Source organism: Bythopirellula goksoeyrii, from assembly GCF_008065115.1.
Taxonomy (GTDB): Bacteria; Planctomycetota; Planctomycetia; order Pirellulales; family Lacipirellulaceae; genus Bythopirellula; species Bythopirellula goksoeyrii.
Genome location: NZ_CP042913.1, coordinates 4,163,966 through 4,179,715 on the forward strand (window position 1 = coordinate 4,163,966; position 15,750 = coordinate 4,179,715).

Annotated in this window: 14 protein-coding genes; 12 read left to right on the plus strand and 2 right to left on the minus strand. The window is 56.3% G+C overall.

Annotated features, from left to right (window positions below; genetic code table 11):
- Nucleotides 1-28: 28 nt before the first annotated feature.
- On the minus strand, nucleotides 29-1,243 hold the full coding sequence (locus tag Pr1d_RS16525) for a polysaccharide biosynthesis/export family protein (RefSeq protein ID WP_148074559.1): 1,215 nt from the start codon (nucleotides 1,241-1,243) through the stop codon (nucleotides 29-31).
- A gap of 330 nt (nucleotides 1,244-1,573) precedes the next feature.
- Between Pr1d_RS16525 and Pr1d_RS16530 the strand changes: the two genes are divergently transcribed.
- The 10 genes from Pr1d_RS16530 to Pr1d_RS26105 all read left to right on the plus strand — a co-directional run bounded on the left by Pr1d_RS16530 (nucleotide 1,574) and on the right by Pr1d_RS26105 (nucleotide 8,719).
- Nucleotides 1,574-1,840 carry a hypothetical protein gene (locus Pr1d_RS16530; RefSeq protein ID WP_210417741.1) on the plus strand — a complete coding sequence of 89 codons (267 nt, stop codon included), beginning with the start codon at nucleotides 1,574-1,576 and terminating at the stop codon, nucleotides 1,838-1,840.
- Between the two features lie 146 nt (nucleotides 1,841-1,986).
- On the plus strand, nucleotides 1,987-3,159 hold the full coding sequence (locus Pr1d_RS16535) for a hypothetical protein (protein ID WP_148074561.1): 1,173 nt from the start codon (nucleotides 1,987-1,989) through the stop codon (nucleotides 3,157-3,159).
- Between the two features lie 85 nt (nucleotides 3,160-3,244).
- A complete protein-coding gene (locus tag Pr1d_RS16540; protein ID WP_168205288.1) occupies nucleotides 3,245-4,567 on the plus strand; it encodes a lipopolysaccharide biosynthesis protein in 1,323 nt (440 codons plus the stop codon).
- A 134-nt stretch (nucleotides 4,568-4,701) separates the two neighbouring features.
- Complete coding sequence (locus tag Pr1d_RS16545; RefSeq protein WP_148074563.1) at nucleotides 4,702-5,325, plus strand: acyltransferase; 624 nt, start codon at nucleotides 4,702-4,704, stop codon at nucleotides 5,323-5,325.
- A gap of 17 nt (nucleotides 5,326-5,342) precedes the next feature.
- Nucleotides 5,343-6,638: a glycosyltransferase family 4 protein gene (locus Pr1d_RS16550; protein WP_148074564.1), complete on the plus strand. Its 1,296-nt coding sequence runs from the start codon at nucleotides 5,343-5,345 to the stop codon at nucleotides 6,636-6,638.
- Nucleotides 6,639-6,683: 45 nt separating this feature from the next.
- Nucleotides 6,684-7,040, plus strand: a complete 357-nt coding sequence (locus tag Pr1d_RS16555) for a sugar transferase (RefSeq protein ID WP_148074565.1) — start codon at nucleotides 6,684-6,686, stop codon at nucleotides 7,038-7,040.
- A complete protein-coding gene (locus tag Pr1d_RS16560) occupies nucleotides 7,024-7,665 on the plus strand; it encodes an acetyltransferase (protein WP_148074566.1) in 642 nt (213 codons plus the stop codon). The genes Pr1d_RS16555 and Pr1d_RS16560 overlap by 17 nt, the downstream gene beginning before the upstream one ends.
- 99 nt (nucleotides 7,666-7,764) lie before the next feature.
- Nucleotides 7,765-8,145 (plus strand): DegT/DnrJ/EryC1/StrS family aminotransferase, encoded by a 381-nt coding sequence (locus tag Pr1d_RS26515; RefSeq protein ID WP_261343834.1) that lies wholly within the window; start codon nucleotides 7,765-7,767, stop codon nucleotides 8,143-8,145.
- Nucleotides 8,132-8,419: a DegT/DnrJ/EryC1/StrS family aminotransferase gene (locus Pr1d_RS26520; protein ID WP_210417742.1), complete on the plus strand. Its 288-nt coding sequence runs from the start codon at nucleotides 8,132-8,134 to the stop codon at nucleotides 8,417-8,419. Before Pr1d_RS26515 ends, Pr1d_RS26520 begins: the two co-directional genes overlap by 14 nt.
- Before the next feature lie 9 nt (nucleotides 8,420-8,428).
- Nucleotides 8,429-8,719 carry a hypothetical protein gene (locus Pr1d_RS26105; RefSeq protein ID WP_210417743.1) on the plus strand — a complete coding sequence of 97 codons (291 nt, stop codon included), beginning with the start codon at nucleotides 8,429-8,431 and terminating at the stop codon, nucleotides 8,717-8,719.
- Here Pr1d_RS26105 and Pr1d_RS16570 read toward each other — a convergent pair.
- Entirely contained in the window at nucleotides 8,716-12,030 is a 3,315-nt protein-coding gene (locus Pr1d_RS16570) for a S8 family serine peptidase (protein ID WP_168205289.1), read from the minus strand. The two genes, Pr1d_RS26105 and Pr1d_RS16570, sit on opposite strands and share 4 nt — an antisense overlap.
- A 1,359-nt stretch (nucleotides 12,031-13,389) precedes the next feature.
- On the opposite strand from Pr1d_RS16570, the gene istA reads away from it, so the two are divergent.
- Together istA and istB are read left to right on the plus strand one after the other, a co-directional pair.
- Complete coding sequence (istA, locus tag Pr1d_RS16575; RefSeq protein ID WP_148074568.1) at nucleotides 13,390-14,880, plus strand: IS21 family transposase; 1,491 nt, start codon at nucleotides 13,390-13,392, stop codon at nucleotides 14,878-14,880.
- Nucleotides 14,877-15,647, plus strand: coding sequence for an IS21-like element helper ATPase IstB (gene istB / locus Pr1d_RS16580; RefSeq protein ID WP_148071587.1), 771 nt, complete (start codon nucleotides 14,877-14,879; stop codon nucleotides 15,645-15,647). Before istA ends, istB begins: the two co-directional genes overlap by 4 nt.
- Nucleotides 15,648-15,750 lie beyond the last annotated feature (103 nt).

Sequence of the window (15,750 nt, forward strand, 5' to 3'; positions counted from 1 at the left end):
AGAGTTATGTGTAAGAGAAAGGCGTTTCTCAGAAGAAGGAGCTGCCGGAGACACCGATCGTGAGGTTCATGAAGCGGCTAAACGCCTCGTAAACGGCAGTCTGCGGAGTTTGCTCGATGCTAATCAAATCCCCTTCAGCCAACAGCAGGTTTTCTGCGCCATCCTGCTTGGCTTTTTGCATACTCGCGAGGATAACCACAGGTTTGGGCTCACCTGCGACTTGGCGGATGACATACACTTTATCGGCCATCAGAGAACTTGATCCGCCAGCAAGCGCAATTGCGTCGAGAAGTCGCAAGTCTTCCGAGGTTGGCAGTTCGAATTGTCCTGGCTCCTTCACGAGACCGCCGACATGAATGCTGCGTTTCTTGCGGGCCTTGACCATCACGACATCGCGGTCCTCCAGATGAAACTCATCCGGCGAGTAGTGGTTGGGCAAACTGGCCAGATCGATTCGCTGGGCTATGTGCTCCCCCGGAGGTTCTGACCAAGCGATCGCTTGAGCGGGGGGGGGACCCACGGGAAAGAGATCCGTAGAGGCGGACCATTTTACTCCTCGGTCTTCTGTCTCTGCGGAGGGCGGTGCGGTCGTGTGGTCTGCCAAGCGGGTGTACGCATTCGACTTGGCGACGTGTTGCCTGATAATCTCCACTTCGGTGCCGGCTTCGTCGGTCAAGCCTCCTGCCAGCGCCAAGGCACTCACCACGTCGCTAGAATTCCGGGGCACTTCATGCAGGCCTGGCTTCGCCACGGCACCGAGCACCGTGATGTGATTAACGGCCTTTTTCTTGATCTCGACGGTGATATTCGGCTGAACAAAAATTCCCCGGTCGATAGCAGCTTGGGCAATTCGCTCGCTGGCAACCGCCGGATCGAGATTCTTCACCGCAACCGGACCGATCGGTGACAAGTCAACGGTGCCTTCTCTGGAAACGCGAGCAACCCTAGGCAGAGGCTTCTCTTGATTACGACCACTCAGGACCGTGACTTCCAGCATGTCGTCTGGGCCGATGAGCGAGTTGCCATAGCCCGCCCCCGTCAAGCGAGCCATGTTCCCTGTTACATCGCCAGGACAAGTCTTTGCGCGGTATTGATTTGGTAGGGAGGTAGCTCGATACTGCGCCGTCCGACAACCTGTGAGACTGATTCCCAGCAGGAGAAAGACGACCCCCTTCGCATACCAGCGCGCAGCCCCCTCGATAGTCAACAGCGGGCCTTGGGATGGAAGTTCAGCGAGGAGCATCGAGTTGCTCTGGGGGTCGTGCGGATGGATTTCTCTAGGAGATTCACTTGAGAAGCAGTCGTATTACTGGGGTCAGCCTCCCATGAGAGGATCGGCAACGTGTTTGCGGTATCGAAGTTCGCGGGTAGTCACTCTCACAAAGAGACTTTTGGGACCCCATCGAGTGGATGGAATACTGAATATGTCATCAGATGGCAAGTCTGCCTCACAAGAAGCGAGGCACTCCAGGAGGGATCGCGACAAGACTGCTAGCACAGAGTGCGCCTGATTATCTGGGGTTTTCTCCAGGAAACGAGCGGCTGCTCAAACGCAAATCGACCGTGTCCCTTGATGCTGGTCTCCCTGCTGGGAGGAGATTGGAGCATGCATGGTCAAGGGGAATCAGCGAAACCCAAGTCGCTTCCTGATCGAGAGATCGCGAGGAATTGCTGCTCTGGTGGTAGCACGACCATGGGAGTTGACTTGATCGAGAAACTCGATTCGCGTACGCTCCGCAACTCAGCGTACGGTACTTTCCTCGGAACCGTTGTTTTGTTCGCCAGAAATCTGGTTATTCGTAGCCTGAGTGAACAAGAAACCCTCCTTCTCTCGGCTTGAGTTGACTTCCCATGACGTCGATACTCGGTTCAATTTATTGGCTGTTGTTAACCCTGGCTGCGCTCTGCGTTGTCTCGGTTGTTTGTGGCCGGACGAGGGCACTGAGAGAGTGCAAATGGTTTCTTCAGCTGGCGGCACTGATTTGGATGTTGACCCCTTTAGCCAAGGTCCTTTGGATCGACAGCATCATCGAACCTGCCGATTCGATCTTGCATGAAGAAATCGCTCGCACGGTTGCCGATCTTCTGCATTCAGGCGATTATGCAGAAGCCCTTAGCTATTTTGCGATCGGCAATCCCGCCTATCAATTCTTCTTAGGCGTTTTCTATACCCTCACGGGAGCTCCCGAATTCGTCACATGCGCAGTGAACTCATTTCTCGCCTACTGGGGAGTCCTCGCCTTACTGGAGATCTATTGTCTGATTTCAAAGTGTCGTACTGCTCCACACCAGATGGTTTATTTTTACATGTTGTTGCCATCCGCCTTGGTATGGACCTCGGCCAATCTGAAAGAGGGGCCTGTGTTCTGGGGGATTTCCATGCTGCTCTACCGGTTAGCCTGGGATCGGAGAACAGCTGGCAGGCTGCGACGTGGGTTCCCTCTGCTGGGATTTGCCGTGGTAGCCGTGCTCCGGCCTCATATTGCTCTGCTGTGGTGTCTTGCGATCTTTGGGATCGGGGTCTTAAGAACCAGGAGTATGGGTGCCGCAGTGGTCGCACTGACGGGACTGATCGTCGGATGTGTCTTAGTTCAACAATTGAGGCCGGAACTGATTGCTTCGGTCTCCAGTGATGGTGTCAATGACTCACTTGATTCTCGCTACGAGACACTAACAAGCAGCGAAAAGTACGCAAGTCGTCATTTCACCGCCGTGAGTCCCACTCCGGTCCTTACCGGGCTGTCACTGATCATGTTCCGGCCATGGCCTACAGAAGTCTTATCCCTCGCTGAGTTATTTGCAGGATTGGAGGTGTGGTGCCTCGCTTCCTTTGGAGCCTACAACTGGTGTCGCACGCGCCATCGGCTACGCTGTTTACTGGATTGGGATATGGTGGCAATGCTCTTGGTGCTTGTCTTATTTGGTTTCTTTTTCACGTACATGTACAACATGGGGCTTGTGGTGAGACAGCGGATCATGGTATTTCCCGCATTGCTCTACGTCTACGCAAAACCACTCTTGGACTCGAAAAGCAAGGTCGTGAATCTACGAATTCCGCTGGGAAGAAGATTTGCTGGTTCTGGCTATCATCGTCAACCGAGAAGCTCATCTCGATATGCTCCAAGGCGGCTAGGGGATGTTTTCATATCACGACCGTAGTTCGCAAGATTTCCGAAATGAATGTCCACATAACGAGTCGACCGACAACGTCCCCACTCGCAGGCTCGGCGAGGGCAGGATGGCAATGAATAGCAGAGCGTGGACCCTTCCTGTCTTCTTCACTGCACTCGCTTCGCTGGCACAAAAGATATCGCTGTGGGGCGTCGTTTTTCTCCTGGCCAAATTATCCTCGCCGGAAGTTGTTGGCCAGTATGCATGGGCCATGGCGGTTGCGCTGCCGATAACCAGGCTCGCCAGTCTGCAGTTGCCTCAATTGATCCTCACGCAGGTGCATCAATCCTTCCGACTCGGAAGCTACTTTGCGGCACACGCCATGGCGCACGTGGTCGCAATGGGACTGCTGGGGATGGTCCTGCTGCTGTCAAATGCTAGTTTCCAAACCGTTGGCCTTGTTCTTGCTGTCACCTGCCTGAGAGCCGCCGAGGGACTTAGTGAGTTGACCAATGCAGTTCAACTCAAACATCACCGCGTCGTACAGGCGGCAGCTCTCGCGATCCTGCGAGGCATCCTGGGCCTTGTGGTCATGGCTACCGTTCAAATTGCTTTTGGAAGCTTACTTATTTCTATAGCCAGTCTCACCGTCGCATGGCTAGTTTTCGCCTGCTGCATTGATGCGCCTGCGGCCCACCGAGCGGCCGCAACAACTCTCCTGGATGGTGGTCGGCTTGCTTCGTTTGCTGATCTCACTCAATTGGTCTTTTCGTCCATTCCCTTAGGGGGCTGTGCGCTGCTGGCAGTGCTTTTCGCTTGCTTGCCACGCTATTTGTTAGGCATATGGCATGACGCCTATTCCTTGGGAATCTTTGAAGCGCTGGTGGCCATCAGTGCTCCGGCCGAGATTCTTGCTCAGGCTATCAGCCGGGTAACCGCCCCGCGTTTTGCGGCCGCACTTGATGATCGAGACCGCCAGACGATCACACATCTCTACGTTACGGTCGGGGTGGTCAATTTGACTCTGGCAGTGAGTGGAACTCTGTTGGTTCTCTTCTTCGGACCAGCGTTGCTGCGCATCGCCTATTCCGCTGATTATGCAGCGTATTCCAACCTGCTCGCTGTGCTCATGCTCGCACGCGGTGTGGCATTTCTGTGCAACTACGACCTGCTCTTCCTTTGCATGTCACAGTACCGACGCCTGGCGTTCTCCTGGTTATTGCCCAGCATGGTCTTAATTGCGACTTCGCTGATTACCGTTCCCGAGTATGGTCTCTCTGGCGTCATCGTGGCTGTACTTATGGGAAACTCGGTTCGCTGTGGTTTCATCCATACATCACTACGTCGATCCCTCAGGAGCGACCGCTATGCTTCGGCTGTCCCCTTCCAGGCTTACGTCGATGGGCGAGAGCGCGACGGGGTGGGCCCTCCCAGCCCACGAGAGGCTGCTGCTTAAGGGGGGGCTCAAAGCTGTCTTGCCGTGCGTTTGCCCGTTGGCTACACTCTCGCCGGATCAAGGGGACCTTGAGTCGGTTCGAAGTACGGACAGGTCGCCCGCGATGCCCGCAAATCACGGGAAAGGACGTCCCCATGCGACAGGGCGGGAACAACCAACGCCGCCGGCTAGCCTACCAGCGCTGGTCACCGGTGCTGCAAGCAGGGGTTGTCGCTCTGCGCGTCTGCCCTCGATTCCTTTGCAACGCTCTGTTATCGCTGGTGCGTCATCTCCCGACGACGGTCGGCATGGCACTGCGGTATATGCTGGTAGCGCGGCTCTGCCACAAATGTGGCTCCTGCGTCGCCATCTTCGAAGGCGTGTATCTGCACAACCTTTCTCAGATCACCCTCGGTGACAATGTCTCCATCCACCCGATGTGCTACATCGAGGGGGCAGGGGGACTGGAAATTGGTTGCGACGTATCGATTGCCCATGGCGTCTCCATTTTGACAACCGAACACGATTTTGCTCAACCAGGCATCGCAACGCGCGATGCGCCCATCCGGTTTGGTAGCGTTGTCGTCGAAAGCGACGTGTGGTTAGGCTGCGGTGTCCGCGTGTTGGCCGGAGCGACAATTCAGCGGGGGGCCGTCGTGGGCGCCGGCGCGGTTGTCAAGCAATCGGTTCCAGCGCACTCCGTGGCCGTGGGAGTACCCGCCCGCGTTGTCCGAAGTTCTACGAAACCGTCGCCAGCCTGTACCCATCGTGCTGCCTAACGAAAGCGATCGCTTGAATGCCAAAATCAATCACCCAAGCAAAGACCGAATCATGGCTGAATTTCAACCGCCACCTTGCGCAACTCCAGCGAACTCATGCTGCGCGAGCCGTGCGGCTAATGGTCGTGGTCACGAGCGGGCAGTCAGCCGATTTACTCAGGGGACAGTTGTCATTCCTCCGCTCCAAGGGTTTTGACATCACGCTGGTTTCCGCACCTCATCCAAGTCTCTTGGCCGCGGCCACCAGAGAGAACATCAACATCGTGCCACTCTCGATGAGCCGTGAGATTCGGCCGCTGCAGGATTTGATTTCTTTGTTTCGGCTGTGGCGTCTCATGCGGGCTATCCGTCCTGAGGTGGTCAATGCCAGTACCCCAAAGGCGGGACTCCTGGGTATGATGGCTGCCTTTCTCGCGCACGTGCCAATGAGAGTTTACACGTTGAGGGGCTTACGCTTGGAGACGACGATTGGTTTAAAAAAGCGAATCCTGGCCTTCACCGAACGCATCGCGTCGGCGTGTGCTCACCGAGTCATTTGCGTGAGTCGCAGTCTAGCCGAAGAATATCAAGCGCGTGGCCTTGTTGATCGAAATAAGTTGGTTGTTCTCGCTGCGGGATCGTCCAATGGTGTCAATGCCAAGGCATTCCAACACACGCCTGCCAGGGAGGCGCAATCCAGGGCGTTGCTCGACCAGTTTGGAATAGCACCTGGGGAGCCTGTCATTGGCTTCGTTGGTCGGCTCACTCGTGACAAAGGGACCGCGGACCTCGTGCAGGCATTTCAGAAGCTGACGGACCGTTTTCCCAAAGTTTGGCTGTTGCTTGTCGGTGAGGTGGAGCAGGGGGATGCTCTCGATGAGGCCACCTTAAACTGGATTCGCACGCATCCGCGCATCCTCTGTGCTGGCTTTATCAGGGACGTGGCGCCCTACTACCATATCATGAACGTACTAGCATTTCCCTCCTATCGCGAAGGATTTCCGAACGCAGTGCTTGAGGCGCAAGCGTCGGGGATCCCGGTCGTCGGTTACCGAGCAACGGGTGTCGTGGATGCGGTTTCCGATGCTACCACTGGACGCCTGGTTCCTGTCGGCGCCGTGAACGAAATGGTCGAGGCTCTCAGTGAGTATCTTAGCTGCCCCGAACTCGCGGTGAGCCATGGAGACCACGGGAGGCAGCGCGTTGAGCACGATTTTTCGAACGAGCGTGTCTGGAATGCTCTGCTGAGAGAGTACCGGCAACTGCTCCGTGTGGCTGGGATTGATAGCAACTTGCCCGAGGATCTCCAGCAGACCGAATCAAGGGCTGCATGAAGGTATCAGAATTGGACGAAAGCGAAATGGGCTCCTCCAAGCGGCATGGAAAGCGAGTTGTGGAATATCTTGCGCGGAGACATGAGTTTGGTCGGTCCCCGGCCGTTATTCATGGAATATCTGCCACTGTACCCTGTTGAGCAAGCTCGACGACACGAAGTGCGACCAGGACTCACGGGATGGGCGCAAGGAGAGGTGCGAAACGCGACAACATGGACTGAGCGATTCCGACAAGATGGATGGTACTTAGAACAGGTGTCGTTGCGACTCGATCTCGATATCCTGCTGCGAACAGTGATTCCCGTAATCACCCGTCGTGGCATTGCCGCGACGGACCACGTTACCATGCCCCGTTGTGACGAAACATTATCTCTGGGTGAAACGCATGACCAAGCAGCCTGAGGAAATCTTCGTGATCGGAGGGGGCGGTCACGGCAAAGTCGCTGTCCGCGCCGCCCAGGCCGCTGGCAAGCGCGTCGCGGCGATCTTTGACGACGATCCGGGTAAGTGGAACTGCGTTCTCTACGGCGTTCCTGTCATGGGTCCCCTGGATGCTCTCCGCCGACGAAATGTGCTACCGACCCTCGTAGCGATTGGCGACAACAACCGTCGACTTGCCCTCGTGGAGAAGTGGAACTTGCCCTGGACCTCCGTGGTGCATCCTGCCGCATTTGTCGACGACTCCGCCCAGATCGGCGCAGGTGTGCTAATACTCCCAGGCGCTGTCGTCCATACCGACGCTGTCGTCGGCGATCACACGATTGTCAACAGCAATGCGACAATCGAGCACGACTGTCAGATCGGTCCGGGTGCCCATATTAGCTGCAGTGCGTGTCTTACAGGCGGAGTGCAAGTGGGCTGCGGTGTGATGATCGGTGCGGGTGCAATCGTACTTCCTGGGGTTCTCATGAGTGATTTTGCAGTTGTTGGTGCTGGCTCCGTTGTCACGCGAAACGTCCCTGCTGCCACCACGGTCGCAGGGGTGCCTGCACGAAATTTGAATCCGAGGAAGCGAAGTGACGCCTAAGGGCAACCCAGGCAGAGAATCTCTCTTTCGCCGCCTCACATAACACTGCGGGAGCGCGAGTTGCTACTGGAGGCGTTTGATTCCAATTGAATCGCCCCACTGGGGTCGCATGTCGATGACTTTCAACGCGAATTTGCTGAAAAACGAGGCGTGTCCCATGCGGTAGCGTTTTCGCGTGGCACAGCGGCGCTGCTTCTGGCGCTATTGGCCGCCGGCGTCGGCCCCGGCGATGTGGTCATAACGTCGACTCTGACATTCGCCGTCGCTGTCAACGCCATCCGCTACGTCGGAGCGGAGCCTGTCTTTATCGATCGCGAGCGCCGAAATTGGAATAGGGACCCCTTAATTGCTCGAAGACGAGCTGCGCGAGGCCGCTCCACGCCAGCCCAAGGCAGTCCTGGTGGTCGACGTGTGCGGCCAATCCGCCGACTAGGACCCGATGCTCGAAATATGCCGTCGCTATGGCGTGACAACTATTGAAGACGCGGCAGAGGCTCTCGGCGCGACCTTCCGCGGCCGGCCTGCCGGCACGCTGGCCGACATCGGCTGTTTTTCATGCAACGGAAACAAGATTATGACGACCCGTGGTGGTGGCATGCTTGTCACGGAGAACGCAGAGTGGGCAAAGTGCGTCCGGGATTTCGCAACGCAAGCGCGTGATCACGCCCTGCACGACGAGCATTCTCAAGGTGCAGACAACTTTCGACTCGGCAATCTGTTGGCAAAGGTCGGCCGAGGGGAGCTGGCGGTGTGAGACGACCGCGTGGCAAGGTGGCGAGCCAACTTTGACGATGACCACCGCGTGCTGGCCGACTTGCCAGGCATCGAATTCATGTCAGAGGCATCTTTCGGACGCTCGACGCGTTGGCTGACCTGTCTGTTCAGTGATTCAAAGATCCACGACGTCTCTCCGACAGACGTTTGCGCCGCCGTGGTCTGTGTTTGCCCAGCGGGTCAAGCTTGTGCCACCGAGACTTGCAGCGAAATGGGGCAGGACACCATTCCATTTTTTCTAGAGAAGTCACTTCCCAAGGGGCGTAATGGTTGGTGCTAGTTCCATTGTCCGACGAGATTAAAGATGTAATCGACGGCTTGCACATCCGCTGTATTGACACCGCCGTTGATCATATTCGCAGTGATTTGCTCAAACCCGCGCGTCTCATTGTTGTATCCTTGGCCAGACAAGTACGCACCCCAAGCCCTCGCTACGATCGAATCGTTGCCCGCTGAGTCGTACAGGTCCGCCTGGTCATTTCCTCCAGCCGTAGCTTGTGCGATGGTGCGCTCAAAGCCCCAAGCAACATTGTTGTAGCCAGCGCCGTACATCTGGACTCGGTCGGACCATGCCGCATAGATGTCGTCGCCGGTCGAATCGTAGAAGGAAGCCAAGTCATACCCGCCGGCCGTGGCTTGCACGGTCGAGCGATCGAATCCCCACACCACATTATAGTAACCCTCGCCATACATCGTGACATTGTTCCACTTCGCCACATACGTATCGTCGCCGGCAGAATCGTAGAACGAAGCCACGTCATACCCGCCGGCCGTGGCCTGCACGGTCGAGCGATCGAATCCCCACACCACATTGTAGTAACCCTCGCCGTACATGGTGACATTGGTTGACTTCGCTACATACACATCGTCGCCGGCAGAATCGTAGAACGAAGCCACGTCATACCCGCCGGCCGTGGCCTGCACGGTCGAGCGATCGAATCCCCACACCACATTGTAGTAACCCTCGCCGTACATGGTGACATTGGTTGACTTCGCCACATACACATCGTCGCCGGCCGAATCGTAGAAGGAAGCCACGTCATAGCCGCCAGCCGTGGCCTGCACGGACGAGCGATCGAATCCCCACACCACATGGTAGTAACCCTCGCCGTACATGGTGACATTGGTTGACTTCGCTACATACACATCGTCGCCGGCCGAATCGTAGAAGGAAGCCACGTCATACCCACCGGCCGTTGCCTGAACGGTTGATCGATCGAAGCCCCAAGCTGTGTTGTTGTAGCCCGTGCCGTACATTTGGACGCGGTCAGGCCATGCCACATAGACATCGTCGCCGGCCGAATCGTAGAACGAAGCCACGTCATACCCACCGGCCGTTGCATGGACCTTCACTTCCTTAAAGTTTTTCACCGTGTGGTCAAAGGAACTGCCGAACAGTCGTCCAGAATCGGGACGTGCTACTAGGGTATCGTCTCCGGCGGAGTCGTACAGATTCGCCACATCAGCGCCGCCACCGCTATTGACAACGACGTTTTCGATAGACTGAGCCGAAGCTTCAAAACCTGTACCGACGAGACTCGTATTTCCTACCCTCAGCGTGGCCGTCTCAACCCCACTCGTGCCTGTCATCACAATCGCGTCTGCACCGGCACCGCCGTCGAAATGAACATTCGTTACCGCAATCGCAGCAAATTCGTGGGTCACTCCGTTGACGGTTATCTGATGCGTACCCCCCGCCGTAAAAGCAAACGTATCATCACCGGCGGTTCCTGTTACGTTTACCGTGGTACCTATGACCGAAACCAGGTTGCTCAATCGGTAGTCGACATCGTCGTTCGTGCCCTGGACGCACACATAAAATTCCTCACCCGCAGATGCATAGACATCCACCCGCGAGGTGCCGCCGGCGGCATTCCCGGAGCTCACCATCTGCATATTTGCGTCGTAGAGCATCAGATTGACTTGCCCACCTTGCGCAGCGAAGACACTTTCTACCGTCAAATAGCCAGCCTGACTGGCCTGCACGCGATACCAGCTTTCGCCATCCACAGTCAAATCGCTCAGTTGCGCGTAGGAAATGGTTCCCCAGTCGACATAGGAAAAACTGCTTTCCAGCGTGGCTGCTAGGTTGTAATAACCCAAGCCTCCACTGGAAGAGAACCCGACCGTGTAGTTCTGCCCAGCGACCACATCGAAGGAGAAAGATTCGTTTTGGTTGCCACTGACCGTGCCGGTACTTCCAGAAACCGACCAGGCTGCTGCCAGCTCGTGGGTCATGTTGTCGGCTTCAAACGTGACCGTCCCGTCGCTACTGGCAGTGAATTTGAAGTAATCAATATCATTGAGCGTGCCGATCACGCCGTTTTGGCTCACGGTGCTCGTGAGATTTCCTAGATTGAACGCAGTGGCCAGGGTGGAGCCGTAGTCATCGGTGGGCATCAAGGCACTGATGGCTGCTTCGAGGTTGATGCGTTTGAAAGTAAGATTCGTCGCTGCGTCCAGAAACTCCGTCGCCGTGTCTCGCATGTGCGTGTAGATCGTATCTTGGGAGATCTCCGCGTAGCCGACGAACTCCATGGCCTGGCGAATCAAGACGCTCGCTCCGGCAATGTAGGGGGAAGCCATACTGGTCCCCGAATAATAAGCGTAATCATCGTCGATCCCGTTATTATCTCCTCGATAATCGGGGACTGTGCTACGAATAGAAGAGCCGGGAGCAGCGATCGCGCTGGTGTGTCGTTGGCTGTAGCCGGCGAGTTCTCCGTTATCCTTGACCGACATCACCGGCACCACGTTGGGGCTGGAGGCAGGATTGCCCAGCCCCGGGGTCTTGTAGCTGGCATAGTCATTGCCTGCAGAAACGGAAATGAAAATCCCATCTGCTTTCAACTGAGCAAATTCATCGTCCAACGAAGTCGTTAAGAAAGAACTCGAGTTGTAACCAGGGATGCCGAGCGAAAGATTGACTGCCGTGATGGGGTTCTCGAAGTCATTGCGGTGTTGGTGAACCCATTGCAGAGCACTTTCAACCCAACTCATGTACCCGGCACCCGAGTCATCAAAGACTCTCAGGGCGACAAGATCGACCCCTGATGCTACGCCACGATCGCTACCTGCATCACCGCCGACGATTCCGGCGACGTGCGTTCCATGGGAACCACTGGGGCCGTCGTCATGCGGGTCGCTATCGTTTTCAGTGAAATCATAGCCTCCTACGACCCGATAGTTCGCTCCTAGTCCTCCTCCTAGGGCAAAGTGATTATAGGCAATACCGCTGTCGATGATCGCGACGGTTTGTCCTTTGCCGGTGAAGCCATAATCGGCCAACACCTCATTGAGTCCTGTCGTGTTGTGGGCACTGGAAAGGGTTTGTTCTATCTGGTCTAGCTGCTCGTCGAGCGTGAGCGTTTCGCTCGGGTCGATCCAAAAGTCCGGTTCCGATGCCAGGTGATGTTCGATCGGCATCGCTTCTTCGGCGAAGTCATGATGAACCATGGATTCGTCGAACGAGTGGTGGACAATTCCATTCTCTAAGAAACCACTGAGCGGGTCGGCCGACATGACACGACGGTCTTCCAGAATTTCGAAGCCGCCTTTCCAGTCGAATTGCTTCTTTTGGGACTTGCGCATTGGTGGGTGCCTCGTCGGCAACTCGTCAGGTCTGCAGTCCATCAATCAACGTACGGAGCGTGATTGCGAACGCAAGCAAAAGAGTTGTATGCCAGCTTGATTGAACCGGTGTTGCGGTCGCCGAGGAGAAACGACCAAGTAAGGAAAAGCAGTGAAAAGCACGTGTGAGCCAATGGCAATCACACTAGAAGCCTAGTTCACAAAGTCCAGGCTCTGGAAAAACTTTTCCCACTCAAGGCAGTTCAGCCAGCCGACCGGTTCAATTCCGAGGTTCCTTCCGCAGAGCGTGTTGCTGGCCATCCACCTAGCCGCGCAAGCAAGCTGTTTTTGGGCAACATCGTGTTGCTCCCTTGCATCACCCATGAGGTAGTACGTAGCCCAAACGAAACCGTTCGGGGGGGCATCGTCGACCGACTCTCCGAGTCGAGTTTTCCCGACTCAGAGTGTCGCGCCAGCTTCCGCTGCTGCCCCCGCAGGGCTCTCAGGAGTACGAAGGTAGAAATATCCCCCGGATTGCTTGCGATGTCCAGCAGTGAATTTGTCCCCACGTGAAATCCTAGGGAACAGCACGACAACAACTCGACACGGTCGGCTGCCGAGAGACCGAGTCGCTATGCCGAGACGATTGAGTCGCCCCTCGCTCTGTGAGAATTTTCGGAGGCAACTCAACCGAGTATCAGAGTACCGCTTCAGCGAAGTATTGCACTTCTGGAAGGGAACGCACCCGAGTTTTCCCGGAAAAACTCGATTTGCTGCGGGATCGACTGCGTCGAGTCTCGCTGCTCTTGTGGGGTGGCTTTGCTCTCTTGTTGGCTGGGGAGGCACGTTCACCAGCCCGCGATCGTTCCAGTCATTCCTAGGTGACTCTCTGGTTCCGTGCCGCCCTGACAGCTGTGCTGGCATTGCTAGCACAGCGGCTGTGGACTGGAGGCGAGTTGGTCTTCAAGCATCACCGCCTCACAGAGTTTCTCATTTTTGTTGCACCGGCCTGGTGCTTTCTCTGATTGAATTCCGATCAGCCCATTCAATCTGCAGAACTCCAAGATGGTTATTCCCAGTTTCCCAAGATCAGCGGTGTTTAGCAGTTGTTGATTTTCAGCTACGGAGTATTCATTCCCACTCAACCACTACCGGCTTGAGCTGGTGGTGGTTGAGTACCGTAACAATTAGTTGGGTTCCGGAGATTTCACCGACCTCTGCTTGATGTAAATGGCAGCCGAAAATCAGAGCGCCTGGCGGGGAGGAATGGCAACTGAAAAGTTCAGCGCGCAGATGTGCCAGCTGTGAAATTTGCGAAGATGGCGGCGACAGCCGCTATCTTTCCCAGATTCACACGGAGGCACAGGAGTGTATGCTGATATGGAACAATGGACCGAAGTCCGTCGCCGGGTGCTAACCGGCGAATTGTCGAAACGAGCGGCTTGCCGCGAGTATGAGATGAGCTGGCAGACACTGGCGAAAATGCTCACGCACACCGAGCCGCCAGGTTATCGGATGCAGCAGCCACGCAAGAAGCGGAAGCTCGATCCCTTCCTGCCGATCATCCACGAGATTCTCCAAGCCGATAAGTTGGCACCGAAGAAGCAGCGGCACACGGCCACGCGAATTTTCCAGCGACTGTGCGAAGAACATGGCTATGAAGGTGCTTACACCTCGGTTCGCAATGCAGTCCGCCAGTGGAAGCAGCAGACCCAGGAAGTCTTCTTGCCTCTGTCGCACCCGCCAGGTGAAGCCCAAGTCGATTTCGGCCATGCGTATGTCGACTTGGCAGGAGAGCGCGAGCAGCTTGCCCTGTTTGTCATGAGTTTGCCGTACAGCGACGCGCTGTACATACAGGGGTTCCCGCGGGAATGCACCGAGTCGTTCCAAGAAGGCCACAAGCGGGCAATCGAGTTCTTCGAGGGGGTGCCGACAAGAATCAGCTACGACAACAGCCGTGTTGCAGTGGCCAAGATCACCGGCAGTCGCGACCGTGAACCAACACGCGAGTTCCTGCGTTTGCAGAGTCATTATCTCTATGAATCCCACTTCTGCCTAGTCCGCCGAGCCAATGAGAAGGGGCATGTCGAGAACCTGGTGGGTTACGGCAGGCGGAACTTCCTAGTGCCAGTGCCGAGAGTTGGTTCACTCACGGAATTGAACGCAGAGCTGGAGCGTCTTTGTCGGGCCGATCTGGAGCGGACATTGCGAGGCAAGTCGGCCTCGAAACGCGAACTGCTCGCCGAAGAACGTACCGCGATGCTCGACTTGCCTCGGCAATCGTTTGATGCTCGCAGGGTTACCCAGGCCAATGCCAACTCGTTATCACTCGTTCAATTCGACACCAACAGCTACAGCGTTCCCGTAAAATACGCCCATCGCGAAATCACGGTGGTAGCCAGTGTCGACGAAGTGCACCTCGTATTCCAAGGGGAACTCATCGCGCGTCACGCACGGCACTGGGGTCGAGAACAGTATCTGTTCGACCCGGTGCATTATCTGGCACTGTTGGAGAAGAAGCCAGGTGGTTTCGATCACGCCAGACCGCTGAAAGATTGGGAGCTGCCGGAGTGTTTTACCACACTTCGGCGGAGAATGGAGACCGAGCCTACTGGGCTTGGTACGCGAGAATACATTCGCACCCTGCGGCTCCTCGAGTCATGTTCCTTGCAGGAACTCACTGGCGCGGTTGACTACGCGCTCGACATTGGCATCCACGATGCCGATAGCATTCGAGTGATTCTGGAACATCGTCGCGAATCGCCAGTCGGGCTGTTTTCGCTCGATGGTCGTCCCCACCTCCGGGCGGTGACGGTCACCGAGACCTATGTCTCGGCCTACCAGGCGCTATTGGCGGAGGACGTGCGATGACCGAAACCAAGAGTACCGTGCTGGTAAAACATCACCTCAAACAATTGAAGTTACCGAACATGCACAGTGAGTGTGAGAAGATAGCGGCCCGCAGTGCGCAGGAGAACCTCGATTATTTGGCATTCCTACTCTCCTTGTGTGAGCTGGAACTGGTCGACCGGGAGCGGCGGGCTGCGGAGCGGAGACTCAAAGCCGCAAGCTTTCCGGCCCACAAGACGCTCGATGAGTTTGACTTTGGAGCGCAGCCCTCCGTCAACAAGCCGCTGGTACTGGAGCTCGTGAAAGGGGAATACCTTCAAAAGCGGGAGAATCTCATCCTGGTCGGTGCCAGTGGTACCGGGAAGACTCATTTGGCCACGGCACTCGGCATGGCCGCCTGCCTGGCGGGACAGAAGGTCCGTTTCTTTCGCGTTACCGAATTGATCACCACGCTGATCGAGGCTCGGGATGAAAAGTCGCTGCTTCGCTTGCGTTCACAACTGGCCAAGCAGCACTTGTTGATCCTTGATGAGCTGGGCTACGTGCCAGCCAGCAAGGTGGGGGCCGAACTGTTGTTCGACATTATCGCCACCGCCTACGAGCGGCAGAGCCTGATCGTGACCACCAACTTGCCATTCGAAAGCTGGACCGAAGTCCTTGGCAGTGAGCGGCTCACGGGCGCTGCGCTCGATCGGCTGACCCACCGCTGCCAGATCATCGAAACCACTGGCGAAAGTTATCGTCTCAAGGATGCCCAGCAGCGGCGCCGAAAGAAGTCTCAGGAGTAAACTACTTGGCCCAAGCGGGAGGGCCAGTTACAATCCCCGCTACCAACCTAGCGCTAAACTTTTCGACCGCCAGGCGCTCTGATTTTCGACTGCCATTTACACC